We start from the raw sequence: 20476 nt of genomic DNA on the forward strand, positions 1-20476 counted from the left end.
TTAAACCAGCTCTTGCTCAGGATTTTGTGATTTTCTTAGCTTCCCATCTTCTTCAACGAAGCGACTTTCAATATTATGAAAAGAACGCTCGAAGATTTCCATAAAATCTTCACCATAAATATTGCGGACGATCGCCATCATTTCAACAATTTCTGGAAACTTACCATATAATTCACGAAGGGGCAAAGCACCAGAAAAAACCGCATTGCCATTTGGCTCATAGGTTTCCATTAGTTGAAGTAAGATACTTTCTCCTGCTTCAGTTAGCTGAATATACGTATTGCGTTTATCATTTTCCTTTTTAGAAAACTGCAGCAAACCTCGTTCTTCTAACTTTTTCGAAAAATTAAATGCTGTTGAAACGTGCATGACGCCAAACTTAGCCACATCCGAAATGGAAGCACCGTTTAAGTGATAGGCAATCCATAAAATGTGATGTTCGTTAATATTTAAATCAAAAGGCTTAATCCATTGCTGCCAGTCTTTCTCAATCGCTTTCCATAAGGCTTTACTTAGTTGAGCAACTCTCTGAGTAAAGATCATCGCTTCTTTCATTGAATATTGTTTCTCAGTCATCCCCATTTTCACCTACTTTTATATTTCTCTATTTTCATTATGCCAATAAAATAAAAATTAATAAAGAAAAAATTCACAAATTTTTTAAAAATTAGAATAATAATCTATTGGAATTTTAAAAAAAGTGAAATTATTATAATTAAACCATAAAATTTACCTTTTGGTATCCACTGAATAATAACAACTTTTAGAAAATTAAAATTAAAAAAAACGATTGATCTCCCTAATTACATTTATACCTGTTCATAGGAATGGACGGGTAAACATATAAATAGTTACAACGTTCAGTCGAACTTTTGAAACAAAATAGGGGGACAAGGAAGATGAAAATTGCTGCCATCATTTTTTTTATCTTTAGTGCTATCCTTTTATTGGGTGCAATTAAATATTTAATCGGATTAACAAGACCAGGTGTTTATCCACCTAAACAAATTTTAAGAAAAAAAGCTGCTGCTTTATTTGGGGGTGGAGGGATCTTTCTATTAATTGCTTTATTGATCTCTAAACTTATATAGAGGAATATTAAGAAAAGAACCCCGCTGGGTTCTTTTCTTAATTAAGTCCCGTCGTTTATTTTTGAATGACGGAAGGTGTTGTTAATTTAGTTCGTTTCACTATGGATAGGGCTACAGGATACAAAATAATCATAATAACGGTATTTAGTGCGATAGCCGGCAGAACTCCTGCAGCAAATAGTGCAGTGAATGATGCAGGTAAACCAACTAAAAAGAATGCTGCTGTTAAAAAGATTGTTCCTGAAACAAGGGTTCCAATGGCAGTTAAAACGCCAACACTAACAATCGAATTTCGGTATTTTTTTAAAGCTAAAAATAACCCAAGAAAAACTAAAGCAGTGATGGGTTTATCAATGATATTTGGAATTTGTCCGCCAGGAAAACCGGTGGTTAATGCTGACAATACTCCAGTTACAATGGCCAAAAGCATCACACTCTTTAACTCAGGAATTAGGATGATTCCCAAAAACATCATTGCAAGCATCATGTCAGGTTTAATTCCAAGAAAACTAGGCATTACCGTATGCAAAACTACCCCAATCCCAGCTAATAGTGCTAAAACTACAATGTTCTTCGTATTCATTTCTCTTCTCTCCTCTGCTATACTAATCTATTTGATTCTCCTGCAGTGCACTCATTGCCTGCAGCGAAAAACCTGTTTTCATTATAACATAATAATTTAATAATAAAAAAGATATAATTTTCAGATAATTGAAAATTCCGTATAAATTTATACTTGTTTATTTATATTTTCAGCCATTTCCTGTAATAATTCAAAAGAATACTCATTTTGATTACTTTTCCATACGGCCCCAAACCCATCTCCTTTTCCATAACGCGGAATTAAATGCATATGATAATGAAAGACAGATTGCCCCGCATGTTCGCCATTATTATTTACAGTATTTAATCCAATGGGATTAAATTCTCTTTTTAAAGCATTAGCAATGGTAGGAACTACTTCAAAAATATTCCTTGCGATTTCTGGAGTTAATTCAAATACGTTTTCCTTATGTACTTTTGGAATAACCAACGTATGTCCCTTTGTTACTTGGGTAATATCTAAAAAAGCTAAAACATGTTCATTCTCGAAAACCTTGGCAGAAGGAATTTCACCATTAACAATTTTACAAAAAATACAATCGCTCATATACACTGTCCCTTCAATATTGTTTGTATTATTTTACCATACAAACGAAAAAAAGAAAAAGGCAGGATCCGCATGGAATCCTGCCCTCTCGAAGGGGAATTGCTTCAAAAGGTACGTTCATTAGGAGTGTTCTTTGATAAACACCTCATTTTTTATAGAGTGTTTTTATAAAGAAACATTATTGTTCAAGCTGACCATCCCCTATGGTGTTTTTATATGTTTTCCCAACTTATAAAAACAGGTAGCGATCTGCGGTAAACACCTCATTTAATGTTTATTTTTTTAAGATAAACAATTACTTGGTGTTACTAGAACTCAAAATGGTTAAAATGCACGCTGTACAAAACAACCATCCCCTTATCTGAAACGAATTGGAAGCTCACTTATTTGAAATGTTAATTGTCTTTGACAGACACCTCATCTCAAGTTTTAATGAATCACTTCATTGAAGTAAGTTGTTTCCCCTTCGAATATTATGATAACCAATCTGAAAAGTAATATACAAAAAAAGTGATAAAAATTTGAAAACTATTTTTATCAACAACAATTTGTTAAAATAAAAAGATAATCCTGCTTAGGAAGGACGTTGCAAATGTCTTTATTAACGATTGAAAATCTTGTTGGCGGCTATACCAGAAACCCTGTTTTAAAAGATATTTCTTTTGAAGTAAATGAAAAAGAACTGGTCGGTTTGATTGGTTTAAATGGGGCAGGCAAAAGTACAACCATAAAACATATTATTGGATTAATGGAACCGCACAAAGGTGCAGTTAAAATAAAAGGACAAACCTTTACTGAAAATAAAGAAGCCTATCGAAAATTGTTTACGTTTGTTCCAGAAACCCCGGTTTTATATGAAGAATTGACTCTTGAGGAGCACTTAAGACTTTCAGCGATGGCTTATGGCCTTGATGAAACCACCTATAAAGAGCGTGTTAATCCATTACTGAGAGAATTTCGAATGGAAAAGCGTTTAAAGTGGTTTCCTGCCCATTTTTCTAAAGGTATGAAACAAAAAGTAATGATTATGTGTGCCTTTTTAATTCAGCCATCCTTATACATAGTGGATGAACCTTTTGTTGGACTGGATCCACTAGGGATTCAATCCTTGCTTGATTTAATGAAAAAGATGAAAGATAACGGAGCAGGCATCTTAATGTCTACTCATATACTTGCGACAGCTGAAAAATATTGTGATCGATTTGTGATCTTGCATGAGGGGCAAATTCGGGCAAAAGGGACATTAGAAGAGTTGAGGGAGCAGTTCTCAATGCCTGCTGCTTCTTTAGATGATTTGTATATTCAATTAACAAAGGAAGAAAACTATGTTTGATGATAAAAAGCTTTGGAAGGAACGAGCAAGCGGTCGTGTTAAGGATTTAGGAAGGTATTTGCGCTATATTTTTAATGGACATCTTGTTGTTGTCTTATTGTTCTTAATTGGGACAGCTTCATTTTATTACCAACAGTGGATTGAAAATCTGCCTGCTGGCTTTCCAGTTGAAATAGTGATTGCAGTTGTTATTGGATTTTTGCTTACTTACAGCCCAGTGTACAATTTTCTACTTGAAGCAGATCAGGTATTTATCCTACCCCTTGAGGATAAATTAAAAGGGTATTTCCTTCGTTCTGGGATTGCCAGCCTTGTTTTTCAGGGATACCTACTGCTCATGGTTTTAGCTGTCCTAATGCCAATGTATGCACATATTAGTAATCATGGGTTTCGATCATTTTTACCTTTTTTTGTGATTCTCCTCTTTATAAAAGCATGGAACTTAGCAGCAAGCTGGCGGATAGATTATTTTGTCCAGTCAACAGTCCATAGGTGGGACCTGACTGTACGCTATTTTATTAATGCTACTTTTACTTTTTTGTTATTTAAGCAGGCGAGCCTGTTTATGTTGTTAGCCATTGTGGTGGTTTGTGCACTATATTATCGTACTTTTTATGTTCAGACTAAAAACATGGGGCTTAAATGGGATAGACTAATTAATCAAGAAGAGAAAAGAATGGCTTCATTTTACCGACTTGCTAACATGTTTACCGATGTGCCTAAGTTAAGGGATACTGTAAAAAGAAGAAAATGGCTGGATTTATTCCTTAACAGAATTTCATTCTCACGAGAAAATACATATCTTTATTTGTTTTCAAGAGCCTTCTTACGTTCATCCGATTATCTGGGACTCTTTGTACGTTTAACTATCATTGGCGCTCTCGCGATTTATTTTATTTCTTTTGGTATGGGCCAAATTTTACTCGGAATTTTATTCTTATATTTAACAGGCTTTCAACTGCTGCCGCTTTGGAACCATCATCAAAACAAACTATGGGTGGATTTATATCCAGTGGAAAGAAGATTTAAAACAGCAGCCTTTTCCCAATTATTAATGACCATCTTAACTATCCAAACGAGTATCTTTACTTTGCTTATTTTAGTAAAAGGCGAGTTAATGATTTCCGGTTTGAATTTATTTGCTGGCCTTGCATTTACCTTTATTTTTGTTTATTTTTACGCGAAAAATCGAATAAAAGCGTAATCTCCACAATCCCCTTTTGCATGAAAGGGGATTTTTTCTGAAACTATTGGGCGGAAAATTCGTATATATGCATAAAATTATAGTGGGGGTGGCATATGAACGAGTATGAGTTAAAGGTGTATGATGAGATCGAAGAGTGGAAGCGAAAATTAACTAGACGTTCGGGGATGATGAACCGAATATCGAAAAAAGCGCAAGGAAAAATTAATGAATTAATACCTGATAAAGTTCATGAGGTAATGACAGAAAGTATCAAAGCCATGGTCAAGGCCACTTTATTTGGATCACAAATGACCACGAATAAGGACCAGGCGCGAGGGTTAAGTCTAGCAGAAAGAGATGAATTGGCCGTTAAAAAGATTGCTGCTTTTCAGAAGACAGCGATGATTGAAGGCGCAGGGACAGGGGCAGGTGGAATATTGCTTGGACTGGCTGACTTTCCTCTTCTCCTTTCGATTAAGATGAAATTTCTATTTGATGCTGCTTCCATCTATGGTTTTAATACAAAGGAGTATGCCGAGAGACTATTTATCCTTCATGTTTTTCAACTAGCGTTTTCGAGTGAAGATATTCGTAAGAATACATTAGCTGAAATTGAAAATTGGGAAAAACGCAAAGAGACCCTCGTGGAAATGGATTGGCGTAAATTCCAGCAAGAGTACCGGGACTATATCGACCTTGCAAAAATGCTCCAGCTTGTACCGGGGATTGGTGCGTTTGTTGGTGCATATGCCAATAACAACCTCCTCAAGCATCTAGGAGAAACAGCCATGAACGCCTATCGATTAAGATTGCTGCAAAAATCCCCTGACCCAATTTGAGGCCAGGGGATTTCTTATTGTATTGAAAATTATAAAATAATTAATTGTGGATAAATTGAAATAGTTCTCTGAATCCAGCTCCAGCGCCCAGCGGCTAGTGTACTTCGCTCTCCACCCTACGATAAGTCAAGCACGAATGCGCTATCGCTCTTCGTGATGTCTAGCTACAGCGCCTAGGGGCTCGGGGTCATAAGCCAATCCGTCAAGAAGGTTAAAGAGCAACCTTCTCGCCGGCTCGTCTTATGCCTGTCGCCCCTGGGCAAGGCGCTTCCGCTTTTCTGCTTTCCTTTATCTCGGTTGGAGCGCTCCAGTCCATACGCCGCTAAACGGGCGCTTACGCTTTATTCTTCATTTCTATGGACGTTAACTGCTGCGACACCTAATGTTTTAGCTGCAATTAACATTGCTTTTTCATCAATATCGAATTTAGGATGGTGATGTGGGTAGCCAATCTCGGAACTTGTAGGTTTTGCACCGGTAAAGAAGAACGTACCAGGCACATATTGCAAATAATAAGCGAAATCTTCGCCGCCCATTTGCGGCTCAGTTTCTTCAATGTTTATTACTTCAGCTACTTGCTCTGCACAGGCTGCCAAAAATGCTGTTTCATTTGCATGATTGACTACTGCTGGATAGCCACGCTCATAACTAAAATGATAAGAACTTCCAGTCATAGCACACGTGCCTGAAATAATTCTGTCCATTTCATCTTCTATAAATTGGCGGACGTCATCATTGAAGGTACGAACAGTGCCAATAAGTTGGGCTTTGTCCGCGATAATGTTAAAAGCATTTTGAGCAGTGAAAGAGCCGACAGTGACAACAGCAGAATCAATCGGATTCACCCTTCGACTGACAATCTGCTGTAGATTTAAAACAAGCTGGGATGCTATAACGATGGCGTCCTGGGTTTTATGTGGCTGCGCACCGTGCCCGCCTTTACCTTGAATATCAATTTCAAATCGGTCTGCTGCCGCCATGATCGGCCCGGTTCGATATTGTATAGTTCCGGTAGGTTCACTTGCCCATAAATGAGTCCCAAAAATCACATCAACACCCTCTAAGCAGCCATCTTCAATCATTGAAATTGCACCACCTGGGGCGTACTCCTCTGCATGTTGATGGATAAAAACATAAGTGCCCTCTAATTCCTCTTTAAAGTCATTTAGTGTTTTTGCGAGGACTAGGAGTGTCGCTGTATGTCCATCATGGCCACAAGCGTGCATTACCCCTGGAACTAATGATTTATAGGGCACATCCTTCTCGTCCTGAATAGGAAGAGCATCAAAATCTGCCCGTAATGCCACGGTTTTACCTGGTTTTTTTCCATGAATCTTCGCAACAACACCATTTCCGCCAACATTACCCTTGACTTCAATTTGGAGTTTTTCATAAAATGATTGAATGTACTTTGCCGTATTATATTCTTGAAAAGATAATTCCGGATGCTGATGCAAATAACGGCGAATAGCAACCATTTCGTCATAGGAACTTTCAAGTGCAGTAAACAGTTTGTTTAACATCTCTAATCCCCCAAACATTTCAGAAATGAAGAAAGTATTTTCAAACTATTTTAACACTTTTATATTATAAAGTAGATTTTTATATTCTTTTTAATTATACTTTTACTAGAATTTTTATTAGATGAGAAAGAAGAAAGGGTTTGGAGGATGGAACGAAAGAACAAAAGAAGTTTTTCCTATCTATTTATTATTTTTGCTGTTTTATGCGCAGTGTTTATATCTATAAAGGTCGCAATGAGCAGCCACTTTTGGATAGATGAAAAGGTTGCAGGGCTATTTTCACATGTACCTGAGTCAGTCATTCCATTTTTTATTCAAATAACAGAAATGGGAGATAAAAAAGGGATTGGGGTTGTAGCTTTACTTGCGCTTGCCTGGCTTTTATTAAGAAAGAGGAACTATGTTGGTGCCGCTGTCTTGGCTTTATCGGTTGCCATCGGAAATGAAGTAAGTAAATTAATAAAAGATCTTTTTGAGCGCCCTAGGCCAGACCTTGAGCATCTTGTTGATGTGAAAAGTTATAGCTTCCCGAGCGGCCATGCCATGGTGGGATTAATTGTTTATTTTATGATTGCCTATCTTATCATGGAAGATGTAAAATCTAGAGCGGGGAAAATAATTATTGCCGTCATTACTGCCATCTTACTTTTATTGATTGGTGCAAGCCGAATTATTTTACAAGTTCATTATCCTACGGACGTACTGGGCGGCTATGCATTTGGTTATCTCTGGGTAGTTATTTGGATTCTATTATACAATTATTTTAAGAAACGAATAAACTAAGCAAAGAGGCTGGTCAGAGATCAGCCTCTTTGCTTAGATTAAATGAGGAACATTGCAACAATCGTTGTAACAACAAGACCAATCACAACTGGCAGAAGGTTTCGTCTTGCTAGTTCAAAGGGGTCGACATTACAGATGGCGGCTGCTGGGATTAACGCCCAAGGTACGAGTGTACCTCCGCCTATCCAGATGGCAGCAATTTGCCCAAGGGCTGTCAATGTGGCTGCACCTTTGCCGATGGCAACTGCAAAGAGGCTTGCTACCGACCCTGCAAGAGAAATTCCTGAAAAGCCTGAACCATCTAATCCAGTGATGGCCCCAACTGTAGTCAGGGTAATTGCCCCAACTTCTTTACTTAACGGTACAATACTTGCAAGGGACACACCTAAGTCATTAACAATTCCTTGCGATGCTTTAGGTAAAAAGTCGCCAATAATTTTCCCAAATCCGGCATCACCCAAATAGAAGAATGCAGCAATTGGGATAACAGGTCCGAACACTTTAAAACCAAATTGGAATCCTTCAATTAGATACTGGGTTGTTTTCTCTAAGCCCTTATTTTTATGGCTAGTTAAAGTAATTAAAAGGAGAATTAATATTGAGGTACCACCGATTAAAGCGGTTGCATCTCCACCAGCTAAATCAAGGACTGACATAGCGGCAACGTCCGCTGCAAATAAAAGCGGTACTAAAAAAGCAAAGAAACGTTTTTGCCCAATTGATAAAAGCGCAGGTTGATCGGTGGTGGTTCCTTCAGCTGGATGATTCTCACTGACAGAGCTTGTAGTAGTGAGTACACCGCGCTTCATATCTCTTCTCAAGAAGTAGAAGGCAGCAACGGTTGTAACTAGCCCCATGATAAACACTAACGGAATACTGGCATTAATGACATCTTGTATGGGAATACCAGCTGCATCGGAGGTTAGCTTGGGAGCAGCTTGAATGACGAAGTCACCGGATAAAGCGATTCCATGACCAAACAAGTTCATTGCCATGGCAACGCCAAGAGCAGGAAGTCCGGCACGAATCGCAACAGGGAGAAGAACCGCACCTAATAATGCAACAGCAGGGGATGGCCAGAAAAACCAAGAGATTATCATCATTAGAATCCCAATGGTCCAATACGCTAGAGTTGGATTACGTATCAGCTTTCGAAAAGGTGATATCATTACATCATTTATTCCTGTTACGGTTAATGTGTTGCTCATTGCAACAATAATGGAAATAACAAGAATAGTAGATAATAATTCTGTAATAGCATAACTAAAACTGTTGAAAATACTGCTAATTGAATGACTTAACGAGCCTGTTGCTGTAATAGCAATTAGGAAAATACCGACAATACATACAATCGACGTGTCCCTTCTCATGACCATAAATCCAATAATAAGGACAATAAACGTCACATAGATCCAATGAAGTGCAGTAAGCTCGACAATCATATCATTTTCCCTCCTTTCAATCACCCAGGGGGCTATAGCCCTGTTGGATGTAATACAGAATATGAAAATTGCCCCAAGTGGTGAGAGGAAAAAGTGAAAAAATATTGTAAGCAACCTGCCGAATTTAACAATTTTTTTAACGTAAAAACGACTTTTTTTTGACAGTTAATATCGTTAGCTATACACAAATAGGATAAATAGTTATAGTAAATACAGTTTAGAAAGAATCAGTAAGTTTTAAATTCATGATATATATATTAAAATGGACAACAGACACGTCTTTGAAAGGTGGACTATAGTAATGACAAGACCGATTAATGAAACATTTTTAAAAGCAGCAAGGGGCGAGAAAACAGATCATGTACCTGTATGGTATATGCGTCAAGCAGGAAGATCACAGCCAGAGTATAGAGCAATTAAAGAAAAGTACTCTCTTTTTGAAATCACCCACCAGCCTGAGTTATGTGCGTATGTAACGCGCTTGCCTGTTGAGCAATATAACGTTGATGCAGCGATTTTATATAAAGATATCATGACTCCTCTTCCTGCGATTGGCATGGAAGTAGAAATAAAGGGAGGAATTGGGCCCGTAATAGACAATCCCATTCGTTCTTTAGCAGATGTGGAAAAACTAGGTGAAATTAATCCAGAAGAAGATGTTCCTTACGTGTTAGACACCATTAAATTATTAACTCAGGAGCAGTTATCTGTGCCATTAATAGGTTTTTCGGGTGCACCTTTTACACTTGCAAGTTATATGATCGAAGGCGGTCCTTCTAAAAATTATAATAAGACTAAAGCTTTTATGTACACGGATCCAAAGGCCTGGTTTGCATTAATGGACAAACTTGGCGATATGATTATTACATACGTAAAGTCGCAAATCAAAGCCGGTGCAAGGGCAATCCAGATTTTTGATTCATGGGTGGGAGCGTTAAATGTGGAGGATTATCGTTACTTCATTAAGCCTATCATGAACCGTATCTTTACTTCATTAAAAGAGGAAAATGTTCCGTTAATTATGTTCGGTGTGGGTGCGAGTCATCTTGCATTAGAATGGAATGACCTTCCGCTTAATGTGGTTGGGTTAGATTGGCGTTTACCAATTCACAAAGCAAGAGAAATGGGTATTGATAAAACAGTACAAGGTAACCTTGATCCTGCTATTTTGTTAGCCCCATGGGAAGTAATTGAAGAAAGAGCAAAAGCTATTTTAGACCAGGGAATGGCACGGGATGGCTATATCTTTAATTTAGGTCACGGTGTATTCCCTTCTGTAAATCCAGAAACCTTAAAGAAATTAACCTCATTTGTCCATGAGTATTCAGCCTCCCAATTAAGTCGTTAAATTCCCATCATAAGTTTTAAAATTGGTAAGGAGTCCAATTTTTTGGCACAATAAGATGGGTGCTTTAAAATGGGTCATTAAGGGCTTCGGAGCATTTAATGACCTAGCCCAAACATTTTTAATGGGTAAAGGGAACAGATTTAATAAACGAGGTGCGAACATGACAAAAAAGAAAATGGGGTTGCTGGTAATGGCTTATGGAACCCCATATACATTAGATGATTTAGAGGGATACTATACCCACATTCGACATGGCCGGAAGCCCACTCCAGAAATGATCGAAGAACTTCGAAGCCGGTATGAGGCCATTGGAGGGATTTCCCCTTTAGCTAAGATTACCCTTCTGCAAGCAGAAAAGCTCGAGGAACATTTAAATAGTGTTCAACAGGACATAGAATTCAAAATGTATCTTGGTTTAAAACACATTACCCCCTTTATTGAAGATGCAGTGAAACAAATGCATGATGACGGAATCGAAGAAGCTATTAGTATCGTTCTTGCTCCTCATTATTCAACTTTCAGCATAAAATCCTATAATGGAAGAGCAATAGATGAAGCAAAAAAATTAGGTGGTAAGCTAAAAATTAGAGCCATAGACAGTTGGTATCAGGAACCAAAGTTTATTGATTATTGGGTTGACAAGGTAAAGGAAGTATTTACAGGAATGTCTCAAGTTGAGAGGGATCATTCTGTTCTGATTGTTTCCGCACATAGTCTGCCTGAAAAGATTCTCCAGTTCGGCGATCCTTACCCAAGCCAACTTCAAGAAACTGCAGACCTCATTGCAAAACAGGCAGGAATAAAAAATTATGTGGTAGGGTGGCAAAGTGCTGGGCAAACGCCAGAACCATGGCTTGGTCCAGATGTTCAGGATTTAACTAGGGATTTATACAATGACCATCATTATAAAGCGTTTGTATATGCACCAGTAGGGTTTGTATGTGAACACCTTGAAGTGCTGTATGATAATGATTTTGAATGTAGAAAAGTGACGGAAGAATTAGGTGCAAGTTATTATCGCCCAGAAATGCCTAATGCTAAGGAAGAATTTATTGATGCATTATCGACCGTCATCCTTAAATTGACTGCAGAATAGGCTTCAAAATGTGTGTTGAAGGAAGGTGACCACCGTGACGGAAGAAAAACAAAAAATCATTATCATTGGGGGAGGGATTGCTGGGCTTACCTCAGCATTCTATCTTCAAAAAGCGATTCAGGAAGAGAATCTCCCTTTTGAGTTAAAACTTATCGAAGCATCCCATCGTCTCGGCGGCAAAATGCAAACCGTTATCAGGGATGGCTTTACAATTGAGAGAGGGCCGGATTCGTTTTTAGCCCGGAAATTGAGTATAAGCAGGCTTGCAAAGGAAGTAGGGATGGATGATCAATTAGTCCATAATTCCACAGGTAAATCATACGTTTTAGTTAATGAGAAACTTCACTCTATGCCCGGTGGTTCGATTATGGGAATCCCAACCGAAGTTGGACCTTTTCTCACAACTGGTCTTTTTTCCATTCCCGGTAAATTAAGAGCAGCAGCGGATTTCATTCTACCAAGGTCGGAAAGTGGAAAAGACCAATCCTTAGGTGAATTCTTCAGGAGAAGACTTGGAGATGAAGTTGTTGAAAACTTAATTGAACCGTTATTGTCTGGAATTTATGCGGGGGATATTGATCAATTAAGTCTCATGTCTACTTTCCCTCAGTTTTATGAAGTAGAACAGAAATACAGAAGCCTGATCATTGGTATGAAAAAATCCACTCCTTCCCAACCGAAAACTCCTGTTAATAAGGAAAAAGCAAAAGGTGCCTTCTTAACTTTTAAAACAGGATTACAATCGTTCGCTGAAGCCATAGAAGCAAAAATAGATCCCAAAACCATCTTAAAAGGTCATCGAGTTGATAAAATTACTAAGAACGGCAATAAATATGATGTATATCTCAATAATGGAGAAACTTTAGTGGCAGATAGCATTATAGCAGCGACTCCTCATAAGATAACACAGTCGATGTTTGGGGATTATCGCTTTTTTGATCCATTTAAAGAAGTCCCTTCGACATCAGTAGCCACCGTGGCTTTAGCTTTTCCTGAAGAAGCTGTGAAAAATGATATTGAGGGAACTGGGTTCGTCGTTTCTAGAAACAGTGATTATTCAATTACTGCATGTACTTGGACACACAAAAAGTGGGCACATTCAACACCAAAAGGTAAAGTACTTTTACGTTGTTATGTTGGACGAGCAGGAGAAGAAACCATCGTCGACCTCTCTGATGATCGAATTATCAAGATTGTCTTGGATGATTTGAAAAAGACCATGGATATCACAATGAATCCTGATTTTTCAATTATTTCACGTTGGCAAAATTCAATGCCTCAATATACCGTTGGACATAAACAGCGTTTAACGGACATCTTAGACCATATGAATGCTGAACTGCCTGGGGTATTTTTAGCAGGGGCTTCTTATGGCGGTGTTGGACTCCCAGATTGCATTGATCAAGGTGAGGCAGCCGTCCAAAATGTATTAAATTATTTAAAAAAAGAAAATTCCTAAACCGAAGCTGTACATTGCTGGCAGCTTCTTTTTTCTGCTTGCATTCGGTTCAAGGCTTTAAGGCTGTTATATCAAATGGTGACATTTATTTTCGGCTGTTTTTTTTTTATAATAAAGTGATATGGTTTTTTAGCATTGTAGGAACTAACACTATGAAGTGGAGGCGTTATTTTGAAACTTACGATTATTGGTTATTGGGGTGGATATCCTAAGCAAAATGAAGCAAGTTCTGGTTATCTGCTTGAACATGATGGCTTTCAATTATTAATTGATTGTGGAAGCGGGGTACTTTCTAAGTTACAAAATGTTACCAAGCCTGAGGAACTAGATGCGGTAATCCTTTCGCATTACCATCCTGACCATATTGCAGATATTGGCGTCTTACAGCATGCAAGATTAATCCAAGGCTTTTTAGGAAAGAAGACCCGAACATTGCCTCTATATAGTCATGATTTGGATCAATATGAATTTAGCAAATTAACCTATAAAGATATAACAAAAGGAGTTGCCTATAACCCTAGTGAGGTTCTCACCATCGGTCCATTTCATGTTTCTTTTCTGAGAACAGATCACCCGGCCCCGTGCTATGCGATGAGAATAGAAGCAGCTGGAAAAGCAATTGTCTATACTGGTGATAGTTCGTATAAAGAGGAGTTTATTGAGTTCAGTCGAAATGCTGATTTACTGCTTTGTGAATGTAACTTTTATGGACATCAAAATGGAAAATCAGCTGGGCACATGAACAGTATTGACGCTGGAAGGTTTGCACATAAAGCAAAAGTGAAGCAATTAATTCTAACTCATTTGCCTCACTATGGATCATTACCTCAGTTAATTACTGAAGCATCAAGTGAGTTTACTGGTATTATTAGGCTTGCAAAAGAATTTCAATCTATTTCAATATAAGAAGGGGCCATCAACTATGTTATTTATTGATAATAAAGGAGTCACTGATCCACAGATAAATTTGGCAATTGAGGAGTACGCTCTGAAAAATCTTGATATTAATGAAACGTATTTATTATTTTACATAAATGAACCATCGATCATTATTGGGAAGAACCAAAATACAATTGAAGAAATTAATACAGAGTATGTGGAAGGTAACGGCATTAAAGTTGTTCGCAGGCTGTCCGGCGGCGGTGCGGTCTATCATGATCTTGGTAATTTAAACTTTAGTTTTATCACTAAGGATGACGGAGAAAGTTTTCATAATTTCCGTAAATTTACTGAACCTGTTGTGACTGCATTAAAAAAATTAGGGATAAACGCGGAATTAAGCGGCAGAAATGACATTGAGGTTGGAGGCAGAAAGATTTCTGGAAATGCCCAATTTTCAACCAAGGGTAGAATGTTTAGCCATGGGACGTTAATGCTGAATTCAGAAATAGAAAATGTCGTCTCGGCGTTAAAAGTGAAAAAAGATAAAATTGAGTCTAAAGGAATTAAATCTGTCCGCAGCCGGGTTGCTAATATTTCTGAGTTTCTTACTGAAAGGATGGAAATTGGTGAATTCAGATCCTTACTGTTAAAGAATATTTTTGAGGGGCAAGAAGAAATTCCAGAATATATTCTCACGAAGGAGGATTGGGAAAAAATTCACCAACTTTCAAAAGAACGCTACCAAAACTGGGACTGGAACTATGGAAGATCGCCTAAATTTAATTTACAACATTCTCACCGCTTTCCTGTAGGCAGTATTGATGTTCGGTTAGAGGTTAATAAGGGCGTCATTGAAAATTGTAAAATTTATGGCGACTTTTTTGGTGTAGGTGATGTAAGTGAAATAGAGGAGAAGTTAACGGGGACACGTTATGAAAAAAATGAAATCGAAAAGGCACTTGCAGACATTGACACAACCCATTACTTTGGAAATATTTCAAAGGAAGATTTTTTTAATTTATTATATTAAGAGGCGGGGCACAGCGTTTTCAAATGCTGTGCCATTTTTTTATTTGAATTTCCAAGTATTATACTTGAATAGGTTCTTTTCTTTTAATATAATATGTTTAGAAAATTGCTACTATTTTGTGAATGAACGTTCATTCAACTAAGGGGGAGAAATATGAATCTTTTATCAAAGTTTGAAGAATCAGCGAAGAACTTTGCTGCTAAACCAGCCTATTATTTTATGAACCAATCATGTACTTATGCTGAATTAGATGGTGCAATTACTCAATTTGCATCAGGTTTAGAAAAATTAGGGGTAAAACCAGGAGATCATATTGCATTATTGTTGGGGAACTCGCCGCACTTTGTAATAAGCTTATATGGGGCATTACGTTTGGGGGCAACTGTTATTCCCGTGAATCCCATATATACTGCTGATGAGATTGGCTACATATTAAATAATGGTGACGTTAAAGCAGTTATCGGGCTTGACCTGGCGATCCCATTAGTTGAAAAAATACACACCTCCCTTTCCAAAATAGAGCACTATATTATTTGTGAAACCACACCAACTAGCAATGTAGAATCGAAGATTGAGAACCTATCATGCTCTTCGAAAATGAAATCGTTTTCAAAGGTGATTGCTGCTGGAGACTTAACCTTTAAAGGACCTGAGCTCCAAGACGATGATACGGCTGTCATTCTTTATACTTCCGGTACTACAGGCCAACCAAAGGGTGCGATGTTAACCCATAAAAATTTATATAGTAATGCTAAAGATGTTAGTGAGTATTTGAAAATGAATTCCGAAGATAAAGTAGTAACGGTTCTTCCTATGTTCCATGTTTTCTGTTTGACTGTTGCCTTAAATGCACCATTATTAAGTGGCGCAACGCTATTAATAGCCTCAAAATTTAGTCCAAAAGAAATTTTTGAACTAATTAAAGAAAATAAAGCTACGGTCTTTGCGGGTGTCCCAACCATGTATAATTTCCTTCTTCAATATCCAGATGGAAATCCTGAAGACTTAAAATCTTTACGCCTATGTATTTCAGGAGGGGCTTCCTTACCTGTAGCCCTCTTAAAGAATTTTGAACAAAAATTTAGTGTTGTCATTTCTGAAGGCTATGGGTTGTCTGAGGCTTCTCCTGTTACCTGCTTTAATCCGCTTGACCGCCCGCGTAAGCCAGGATCGATCGGTACATCCATCCTCCGTGTTGAAAATAAAATCCTGAATGAGCTTGGTGAAGAAGTCGCTATTGGTGAAGTAGGAGAATTGGTTGTAAGAGGTCCTAATGTCATGAAGGGGTACTATAAAATGCCTGAAGAAACAGCAGCAATTATTAGAAATGGCTGGCTTCATACTGGTGATCTGGCCAGAATGGATGAAGATGGGTATTTTTATATTGTCGATCGGAAAAAGGATCTCATCCTAGTGGGCGGCTATAATGTCTATCCGCGTGAAGTGGAAGAGGCTATTTATACCCATTCAGATATTGTCGAGGTGGCTGTTCTCGGCGTTCCAGACCCGAATCTTGGGGAGGCTGTAAAAGCTTTTGTGGTCAGCAAGAATCCTGAGCTAACAACTGAACAATTACTTGATTATTGTAAGGAGCGTTTAGCCAAATATAAAATTCCATCTTCTATTGAATTCATTGAAGAACTTCCAAAGAATACAACCGGGAAAATCTTAAGACGGGCACTAAAGACACAAGTAGCCCAAACTGTCAGTAACTAGTATTTATTTCGGAGGGCAGGTTGTGTTAACCTGTCTTTTTAAGGGGGAGCATGGTGGAGTCAATTTTGCTGGAATTTAAAAATCATGTGGCAGTTGTCACAATTAATCGGGCCGATTCTCTAAATGCGTTTAATTATGAAACCTTACTGGTCTTACAGAAAAAGGTCGAAGAAATTCGAATAAATCCAGAAGTTCGGGCAGTTCTTTTTATTGGTGCCGGTGAAAGGGCATTTAGTGTGGGGGCTGACTTAAAGGAACGAAAAACATTAACGGATGAACAAGTGAAGCGAAATCTTTATAAAATTAATGAAGTTTTTACAGCGATTGATAGTCTGCCTCAACCGACTATTGCCGCGATAAATGGGTTTGCGTTTGGTGGGGGAATGGAGTTAGCTTTGGCTTGTGATTTCCGCTTTGCAGCTAAAGAAGCACTAATGGGGTTAACGGAAACGAGTCTTGCCATCATTCCTGGTGCAGGGGGGACACAACGTTTACCGCGCTTGATTGGTCAGGCTAAGGCATTAGAACTCATTTTAACTGCACGGCGCTTGTCCGCAGATGAGGCTTTTATCTATGGACTGATAACAAAAGTTGTGGAGCGGAAGGAATTAATGACAGAATGTTTAGCTTTTTGTTCGCAATTACTGGCAAATGGCCCAATTGCCGTGCAACAGGCTAAGTTTGCCATAAAGAATGGGATGAATACGGACCTAAACACAGGATTACAAATTGAACGTAAGGCATACGAGGTAACACTCCCAACAGAAGACCGAATCGAAGCATTGCAGGCCTTCGCTGAAAAAAGAAAGCCTGCCTTTAAAGGGAAATAAAGAAACATGGTGCCTTGGCGCCATGTTTTTTTATTCTATTTTTACTGAAAATTTGCTATTATTTAATTTTAAATGGGTAAGTGCAACAAGGGGGGAATAGAGTTGGCGGATCTAGCATTTAGTAAAGAATCGTCGGAATTTAAAAAAGGGATTCAAGCCGGGATAAGTATCGGAATTGGCTATTTTCCAATTGCGCTGACCTTTGGTCTTCTCGCTAAGACTTCGGGACTATCTCTATATGAAACGGTGTTAATGAGCTTAATTGTATTTGCTGGTGCATCCCAATACATATCACTGAGCCTGATCGCCTATGGTACAGGAATATTTGAAATTATTTTAACAACGTTTATCGTAAATATTCGTCATTTCCTAATGAGTACATCCCTGAATGAAAAGGTAGAAGAGGACCATCTTCTTAATAAGTTGATTTATTCATTTGGGATAACCGATGAAACATTTTCAGTGGTTGCTACAAAAGAAGGACCGGCGGCAACCGGTTTTTTATTCGGTGTTATCTCGGTATCATATTCTAGTTGGGTAGTTTTTTCTGGACTGGGTCATTTGATTGGAGCTAACCTGCCTCAAACCCTACAGGAAAGCATGGGGGTCGCGCTATATGCCATGTTTATTGGACTTCTAGTCCCATCTATGAAAAAGAGCATAAAGGTAGTATTTCTGGCAGTACTAGGTGCGATATTTAATTCGATTTTTACCATTGGAAACCTTATGGCTCAAGGCTGGGCCATTGTTAGCGCCACCCTTTTATCAGCCATCATTATCGAATCAGTTGAAGTAATTAAAAGAAATCGGAGTGTAAGACATGAAAACTGAAATCGTTTGGATGATTCTTGGAATGGGTTTGGTTACATATATTCCACGTATGATGCCTTTTGTTTTATTCAAAGGAAAAGAACTGCCTCCCTTTATTCAAGGAGTATTAAAAAATGTTCCGTATGCCACACTGGGGGCACTAATTTTCCCTGCAATAATTTTTATCCAAAAGGATGATATCTGGTATGGGGTATTAGGGGCTGCCGCTGCTTTTATTGCTGCTTTTTTAGGAGCTAATGTTATTTTAGTAGTGCTTGGTTCTATCGCTGTCCTATCCATTTATTCGTATCTTATGTAAGTCGGTATTTAAATACCGGCTTTTTTTATTGTATAGGAAATTATAAAATAATCTATTGTGGATAAATTCAAATGGCTCTCTGAATCCAGCTCCAGCGCCCAGCGGCTAGTGTACTTCGCTCTCCGCCCTACGATAAGTCAAGCACGAATGCGCTCCGCTCTTCGTGTTTTCCTTTATCTCGGTTGGAGCGCTCCAGTCCATACGCCGCAAAACGGGCGCTTAAGCTTTTTGTTCTTGTCTAGGCTCAAGCACGGAGGCACTTGCATTTTAATTGTTCTAATTTGTCCTTTTTTAACTAAACTAAGTATAGAGAGTTTGTACAAGAAGGGGGACAAATCATGGCGAGAAAAATGGGAGTCTATGCGGTTGTGGGCTACATTCTATATGGATTGTTTTTTTATTGGTATTTATTTTATTTTGCTGACTCAAGCCTTCCTTTCGAATATGAAGGATCGAAGGCTGACCCGGCCACCTTTTTGAATGGCAGGGAACTTATGCTGAGTGAGGAGTACTCTAAAATAAGAAATTTATTATTTTTCTTATCTACTCCCTTAGAATGGCTTATTTACTTCTTAATATTATTATTCGGCTTATCTAAAGCAATTAAGAATTGGGCTGAAAACTCCTCTAGGTATAAACTGCTCCAAACAGCCATTTATCTGCTTTGGTTATCTGTTTTCGCTTATTTGGCGACATTTCCATTAAGCTATATTAGTTTTAAATTATCAAAAACGTATCATATTTCGACCCAGTCGTTTGCTTCTTGGATGAAAGATGAGTTAATAGATTTTTGGATTAATTATGGGACGTGGCTGATCATTGTCCCGGTATTATACTGGTTGATGAAGAAAAGTCAGAAACGCTGGTGGCTGTATGGGTGGCTTTTATCCATTCCATTTACATTATTTATGATGTTTCTCCAGCCAGTTGTGATTGACCCGCTTTATAATGACTTTTATCCTTTAAAAAATAAAGCATTGGAAACAAAAATCTTGACCTTGGCCGAAAAGGCTCAAATTCCAGCTACTCATGTATTTGAAGTGAATAAGTCAGAAGAAACGAATGCTTTAAATGCCTATGTTACGGGGATTGGTTCTAATGCTCGGATTGTCCTGTGGGATACTACCTTAAATAAACTATCGGATAATCAAATCTTATTTATAATGGCTCATGAAATGTGCCATTATGTTGAAAAACATATTTATTTTGGAATAGCTGGCTACTTGCTAATATCACTGCTCGGTTTGTATTTGACCTATAGGATTATGAATTGGGCAACTAGACGATGGGGTAACGAATTGAAAATCTCCGATGTAAGAGATATCCGTTCACTGCCATTATTTTTTATGATTCTTTCGATGCTTCTGTTTGCTGCCAGTCCATTTACCAATTTTACTTCTCGTTATCAGGAAACTCGGGCTGACAAATATGCGATTGAAATGACAAAAAATCCAGAAGCAGCAATTACATCTTTTCAGGAATTAACTCGTTCCGGTTTAAGTCAAGTAAATCCGCCGTTATTAGTAAAAATCTTCAGGTATACCCATCCTTCCATGCTTGACCGGATATCGGCGCTTGAAGAGTACGAATTGAAGCATAGAAATAAATAGGCACAAACCTAAAATGGGCACAGACATCG

Annotated in this window: 20 protein-coding genes; 15 read left to right on the forward strand and 5 right to left on the reverse strand. The window is 38.1% G+C overall.

Going from position 1 to position 20476, the window contains the following annotated elements:
- On the reverse strand, positions 1–576 hold the full coding sequence (locus QNH17_RS06575; RefSeq protein ID WP_144554819.1) for an HTH-type transcriptional regulator Hpr: 576 nt from the start codon (positions 574–576) through the stop codon (positions 1–3).
- Positions 577–899: 323 nt separating this feature from the next.
- On the opposite strand from QNH17_RS06575, the gene yhzF reads away from it, so the two are divergent.
- Positions 900–1091, forward strand: coding sequence for a membrane protein YhzF (yhzF, locus tag QNH17_RS06580; protein WP_283877951.1), 192 nt, complete (start codon positions 900–902; stop codon positions 1089–1091).
- A gap of 55 nt (positions 1092–1146) precedes the next feature.
- On the opposite strand, the gene QNH17_RS06585 is transcribed toward yhzF, so the two are convergent.
- Together QNH17_RS06585 and QNH17_RS06590 are read right to left on the reverse strand one after the other, a co-directional pair.
- The gene (locus QNH17_RS06585; RefSeq protein ID WP_098572175.1) at positions 1147–1674 is read right to left on the reverse strand and encodes a tryptophan transporter; all 528 of its coding nucleotides are present in this window, start codon (positions 1672–1674) and stop codon (positions 1147–1149) included.
- Positions 1675–1821: 147 nt separating this feature from the next.
- Positions 1822–2241 carry an HIT family protein gene (locus QNH17_RS06590; protein ID WP_283877952.1) on the reverse strand — a complete coding sequence of 140 codons (420 nt, stop codon included), beginning with the start codon at positions 2239–2241 and terminating at the stop codon, positions 1822–1824.
- A gap of 592 nt (positions 2242–2833) precedes the next feature.
- On the opposite strand from QNH17_RS06590, the gene QNH17_RS06595 reads away from it, so the two are divergent.
- The 3 genes from QNH17_RS06595 to QNH17_RS06605 all read left to right on the forward strand — a co-directional run bounded on the left by QNH17_RS06595 (position 2834) and on the right by QNH17_RS06605 (position 5599).
- Positions 2834–3574, forward strand: a complete 741-nt coding sequence (locus tag QNH17_RS06595) for an ABC transporter ATP-binding protein (RefSeq protein ID WP_283877953.1) — start codon at positions 2834–2836, stop codon at positions 3572–3574.
- A complete protein-coding gene (locus QNH17_RS06600) occupies positions 3567–4778 on the forward strand; it encodes an ABC transporter permease (protein ID WP_283877954.1) in 1212 nt (403 codons plus the stop codon). Before QNH17_RS06595 ends, QNH17_RS06600 begins: the two co-directional genes overlap by 8 nt.
- 95 nt (positions 4779–4873) lie before the next feature.
- A complete protein-coding gene (locus QNH17_RS06605) occupies positions 4874–5599 on the forward strand; it encodes an EcsC family protein (RefSeq protein ID WP_283877955.1) in 726 nt (241 codons plus the stop codon).
- A 341-nt stretch (positions 5600–5940) separates the two neighbouring features.
- Here the strand turns inward: QNH17_RS06605 and QNH17_RS06610 are convergent, their stop codons facing one another.
- Positions 5941–7122, reverse strand: coding sequence for a M20 family metallopeptidase (locus tag QNH17_RS06610; RefSeq protein ID WP_283877956.1), 1182 nt, complete (start codon positions 7120–7122; stop codon positions 5941–5943).
- A gap of 147 nt (positions 7123–7269) precedes the next feature.
- Here QNH17_RS06610 and QNH17_RS06615 point away from each other — a divergent pair, with 147 nt between their 5' ends.
- On the forward strand, positions 7270–7905 hold the full coding sequence (locus QNH17_RS06615) for a phosphatase PAP2 family protein (protein ID WP_283877957.1): 636 nt from the start codon (positions 7270–7272) through the stop codon (positions 7903–7905).
- 38 nt (positions 7906–7943) lie between these two features.
- On the opposite strand, the gene QNH17_RS06620 is transcribed toward QNH17_RS06615, so the two are convergent.
- Entirely contained in the window at positions 7944–9347 is a 1404-nt protein-coding gene (locus QNH17_RS06620; protein ID WP_283877958.1) for a hypothetical protein, read from the reverse strand.
- A gap of 301 nt (positions 9348–9648) precedes the next feature.
- On the opposite strand from QNH17_RS06620, the gene hemE reads away from it, so the two are divergent.
- The 10 genes from hemE (at position 9649) to QNH17_RS06670 (ending at position 20447) form a co-directional block, all read left to right on the forward strand.
- Positions 9649–10695, forward strand: a complete 1047-nt coding sequence (hemE, locus tag QNH17_RS06625; protein WP_283877959.1) for a uroporphyrinogen decarboxylase — start codon at positions 9649–9651, stop codon at positions 10693–10695.
- A gap of 160 nt (positions 10696–10855) precedes the next feature.
- Positions 10856–11791, forward strand: coding sequence for a ferrochelatase (gene hemH / locus QNH17_RS06630; RefSeq protein WP_283877960.1), 936 nt, complete (start codon positions 10856–10858; stop codon positions 11789–11791).
- A 34-nt stretch (positions 11792–11825) separates the two neighbouring features.
- Positions 11826–13250 carry a protoporphyrinogen oxidase gene (gene hemY / locus QNH17_RS06635; protein WP_283877961.1) on the forward strand — a complete coding sequence of 475 codons (1425 nt, stop codon included), beginning with the start codon at positions 11826–11828 and terminating at the stop codon, positions 13248–13250.
- 171 nt (positions 13251–13421) lie between these two features.
- On the forward strand, positions 13422–14156 hold the full coding sequence (locus QNH17_RS06640; protein WP_283877962.1) for an MBL fold metallo-hydrolase: 735 nt from the start codon (positions 13422–13424) through the stop codon (positions 14154–14156).
- 16 nt (positions 14157–14172) lie between these two features.
- Positions 14173–15162, forward strand: coding sequence for a lipoate--protein ligase (lplA, locus tag QNH17_RS06645; protein WP_283877963.1), 990 nt, complete (start codon positions 14173–14175; stop codon positions 15160–15162).
- Positions 15163–15315: 153 nt separating this feature from the next.
- Complete coding sequence (locus QNH17_RS06650; RefSeq protein WP_283877964.1) at positions 15316–16878, forward strand: fatty acid--CoA ligase family protein; 1563 nt, start codon at positions 15316–15318, stop codon at positions 16876–16878.
- Between the two features lie 53 nt (positions 16879–16931).
- Positions 16932–17708: an enoyl-CoA hydratase-related protein gene (locus QNH17_RS06655; protein ID WP_283877965.1), complete on the forward strand. Its 777-nt coding sequence runs from the start codon at positions 16932–16934 to the stop codon at positions 17706–17708.
- Positions 17709–17810: 102 nt separating this feature from the next.
- The gene (locus tag QNH17_RS06660; RefSeq protein ID WP_283877967.1) at positions 17811–18539 is read left to right on the forward strand and encodes an AzlC family ABC transporter permease; all 729 of its coding nucleotides are present in this window, start codon (positions 17811–17813) and stop codon (positions 18537–18539) included.
- Complete coding sequence (locus tag QNH17_RS06665) at positions 18529–18837, forward strand: AzlD domain-containing protein (protein ID WP_283877968.1); 309 nt, start codon at positions 18529–18531, stop codon at positions 18835–18837. Before QNH17_RS06660 ends, QNH17_RS06665 begins: the two co-directional genes overlap by 11 nt.
- A gap of 338 nt (positions 18838–19175) precedes the next feature.
- Positions 19176–20447: a M48 family metallopeptidase gene (locus tag QNH17_RS06670; RefSeq protein WP_283877969.1), complete on the forward strand. Its 1272-nt coding sequence runs from the start codon at positions 19176–19178 to the stop codon at positions 20445–20447.
- Positions 20448–20476: the final 29 nt, after the last annotated feature.

The sequence above is a fragment of the Neobacillus sp. SuZ13 genome, from assembly GCF_030123365.1.
In the GTDB taxonomy this organism is placed as follows: domain Bacteria; phylum Bacillota; class Bacilli; order Bacillales; family Cytobacillaceae; genus Neobacillus.

Excerpts from the sequence above, each read along its gene's own strand:
- QNH17_RS06610 (WP_283877956.1), bottom strand. The coding sequence starts at position 7,122 with ATGTTAAACAAACTGTTTACTGCACTTGAAAGTTCCTATGACGAAATG.
- QNH17_RS06620 (WP_283877958.1), bottom strand. The coding sequence starts at position 9,347 with ATGATTGTCGAGCTTACTGCACTTCATTGGATCTATGTGACGTTTATT.
- QNH17_RS06615 (WP_283877957.1), top strand. The coding sequence starts at position 7,270 with ATGGAACGAAAGAACAAAAGAAGTTTTTCCTATCTATTTATTATTTTT.
- yhzF (WP_283877951.1), top strand. The coding sequence starts at position 900 with ATGAAAATTGCTGCCATCATTTTTTTTATCTTTAGTGCTATCCTTTTA.
- QNH17_RS06585 (WP_098572175.1), bottom strand. The coding sequence starts at position 1,674 with ATGAATACGAAGAACATTGTAGTTTTAGCACTATTAGCTGGGATTGGG.
- hemE (WP_283877959.1), top strand. The coding sequence starts at position 9,649 with ATGACAAGACCGATTAATGAAACATTTTTAAAAGCAGCAAGGGGCGAG.
- QNH17_RS06670 (WP_283877969.1), top strand. The coding sequence starts at position 19,176 with ATGGCGAGAAAAATGGGAGTCTATGCGGTTGTGGGCTACATTCTATAT.
- QNH17_RS06650 (WP_283877964.1), top strand. The coding sequence starts at position 15,316 with ATGAATCTTTTATCAAAGTTTGAAGAATCAGCGAAGAACTTTGCTGCT.
- hemH (WP_283877960.1), top strand. The coding sequence starts at position 10,856 with ATGACAAAAAAGAAAATGGGGTTGCTGGTAATGGCTTATGGAACCCCA.
- QNH17_RS06575 (WP_144554819.1), bottom strand. The coding sequence starts at position 576 with ATGACTGAGAAACAATATTCAATGAAAGAAGCGATGATCTTTACTCAG.
- QNH17_RS06595 (WP_283877953.1), top strand. The coding sequence starts at position 2,834 with ATGTCTTTATTAACGATTGAAAATCTTGTTGGCGGCTATACCAGAAAC.
- QNH17_RS06600 (WP_283877954.1), top strand. The coding sequence starts at position 3,567 with ATGTTTGATGATAAAAAGCTTTGGAAGGAACGAGCAAGCGGTCGTGTT.
- QNH17_RS06665 (WP_283877968.1), top strand. The coding sequence starts at position 18,529 with ATGAAAACTGAAATCGTTTGGATGATTCTTGGAATGGGTTTGGTTACA.
- QNH17_RS06605 (WP_283877955.1), top strand. The coding sequence starts at position 4,874 with ATGAACGAGTATGAGTTAAAGGTGTATGATGAGATCGAAGAGTGGAAG.
- QNH17_RS06590 (WP_283877952.1), bottom strand. The coding sequence starts at position 2,241 with ATGAGCGATTGTATTTTTTGTAAAATTGTTAATGGTGAAATTCCTTCT.
- lplA (WP_283877963.1), top strand. The coding sequence starts at position 14,173 with ATGTTATTTATTGATAATAAAGGAGTCACTGATCCACAGATAAATTTG.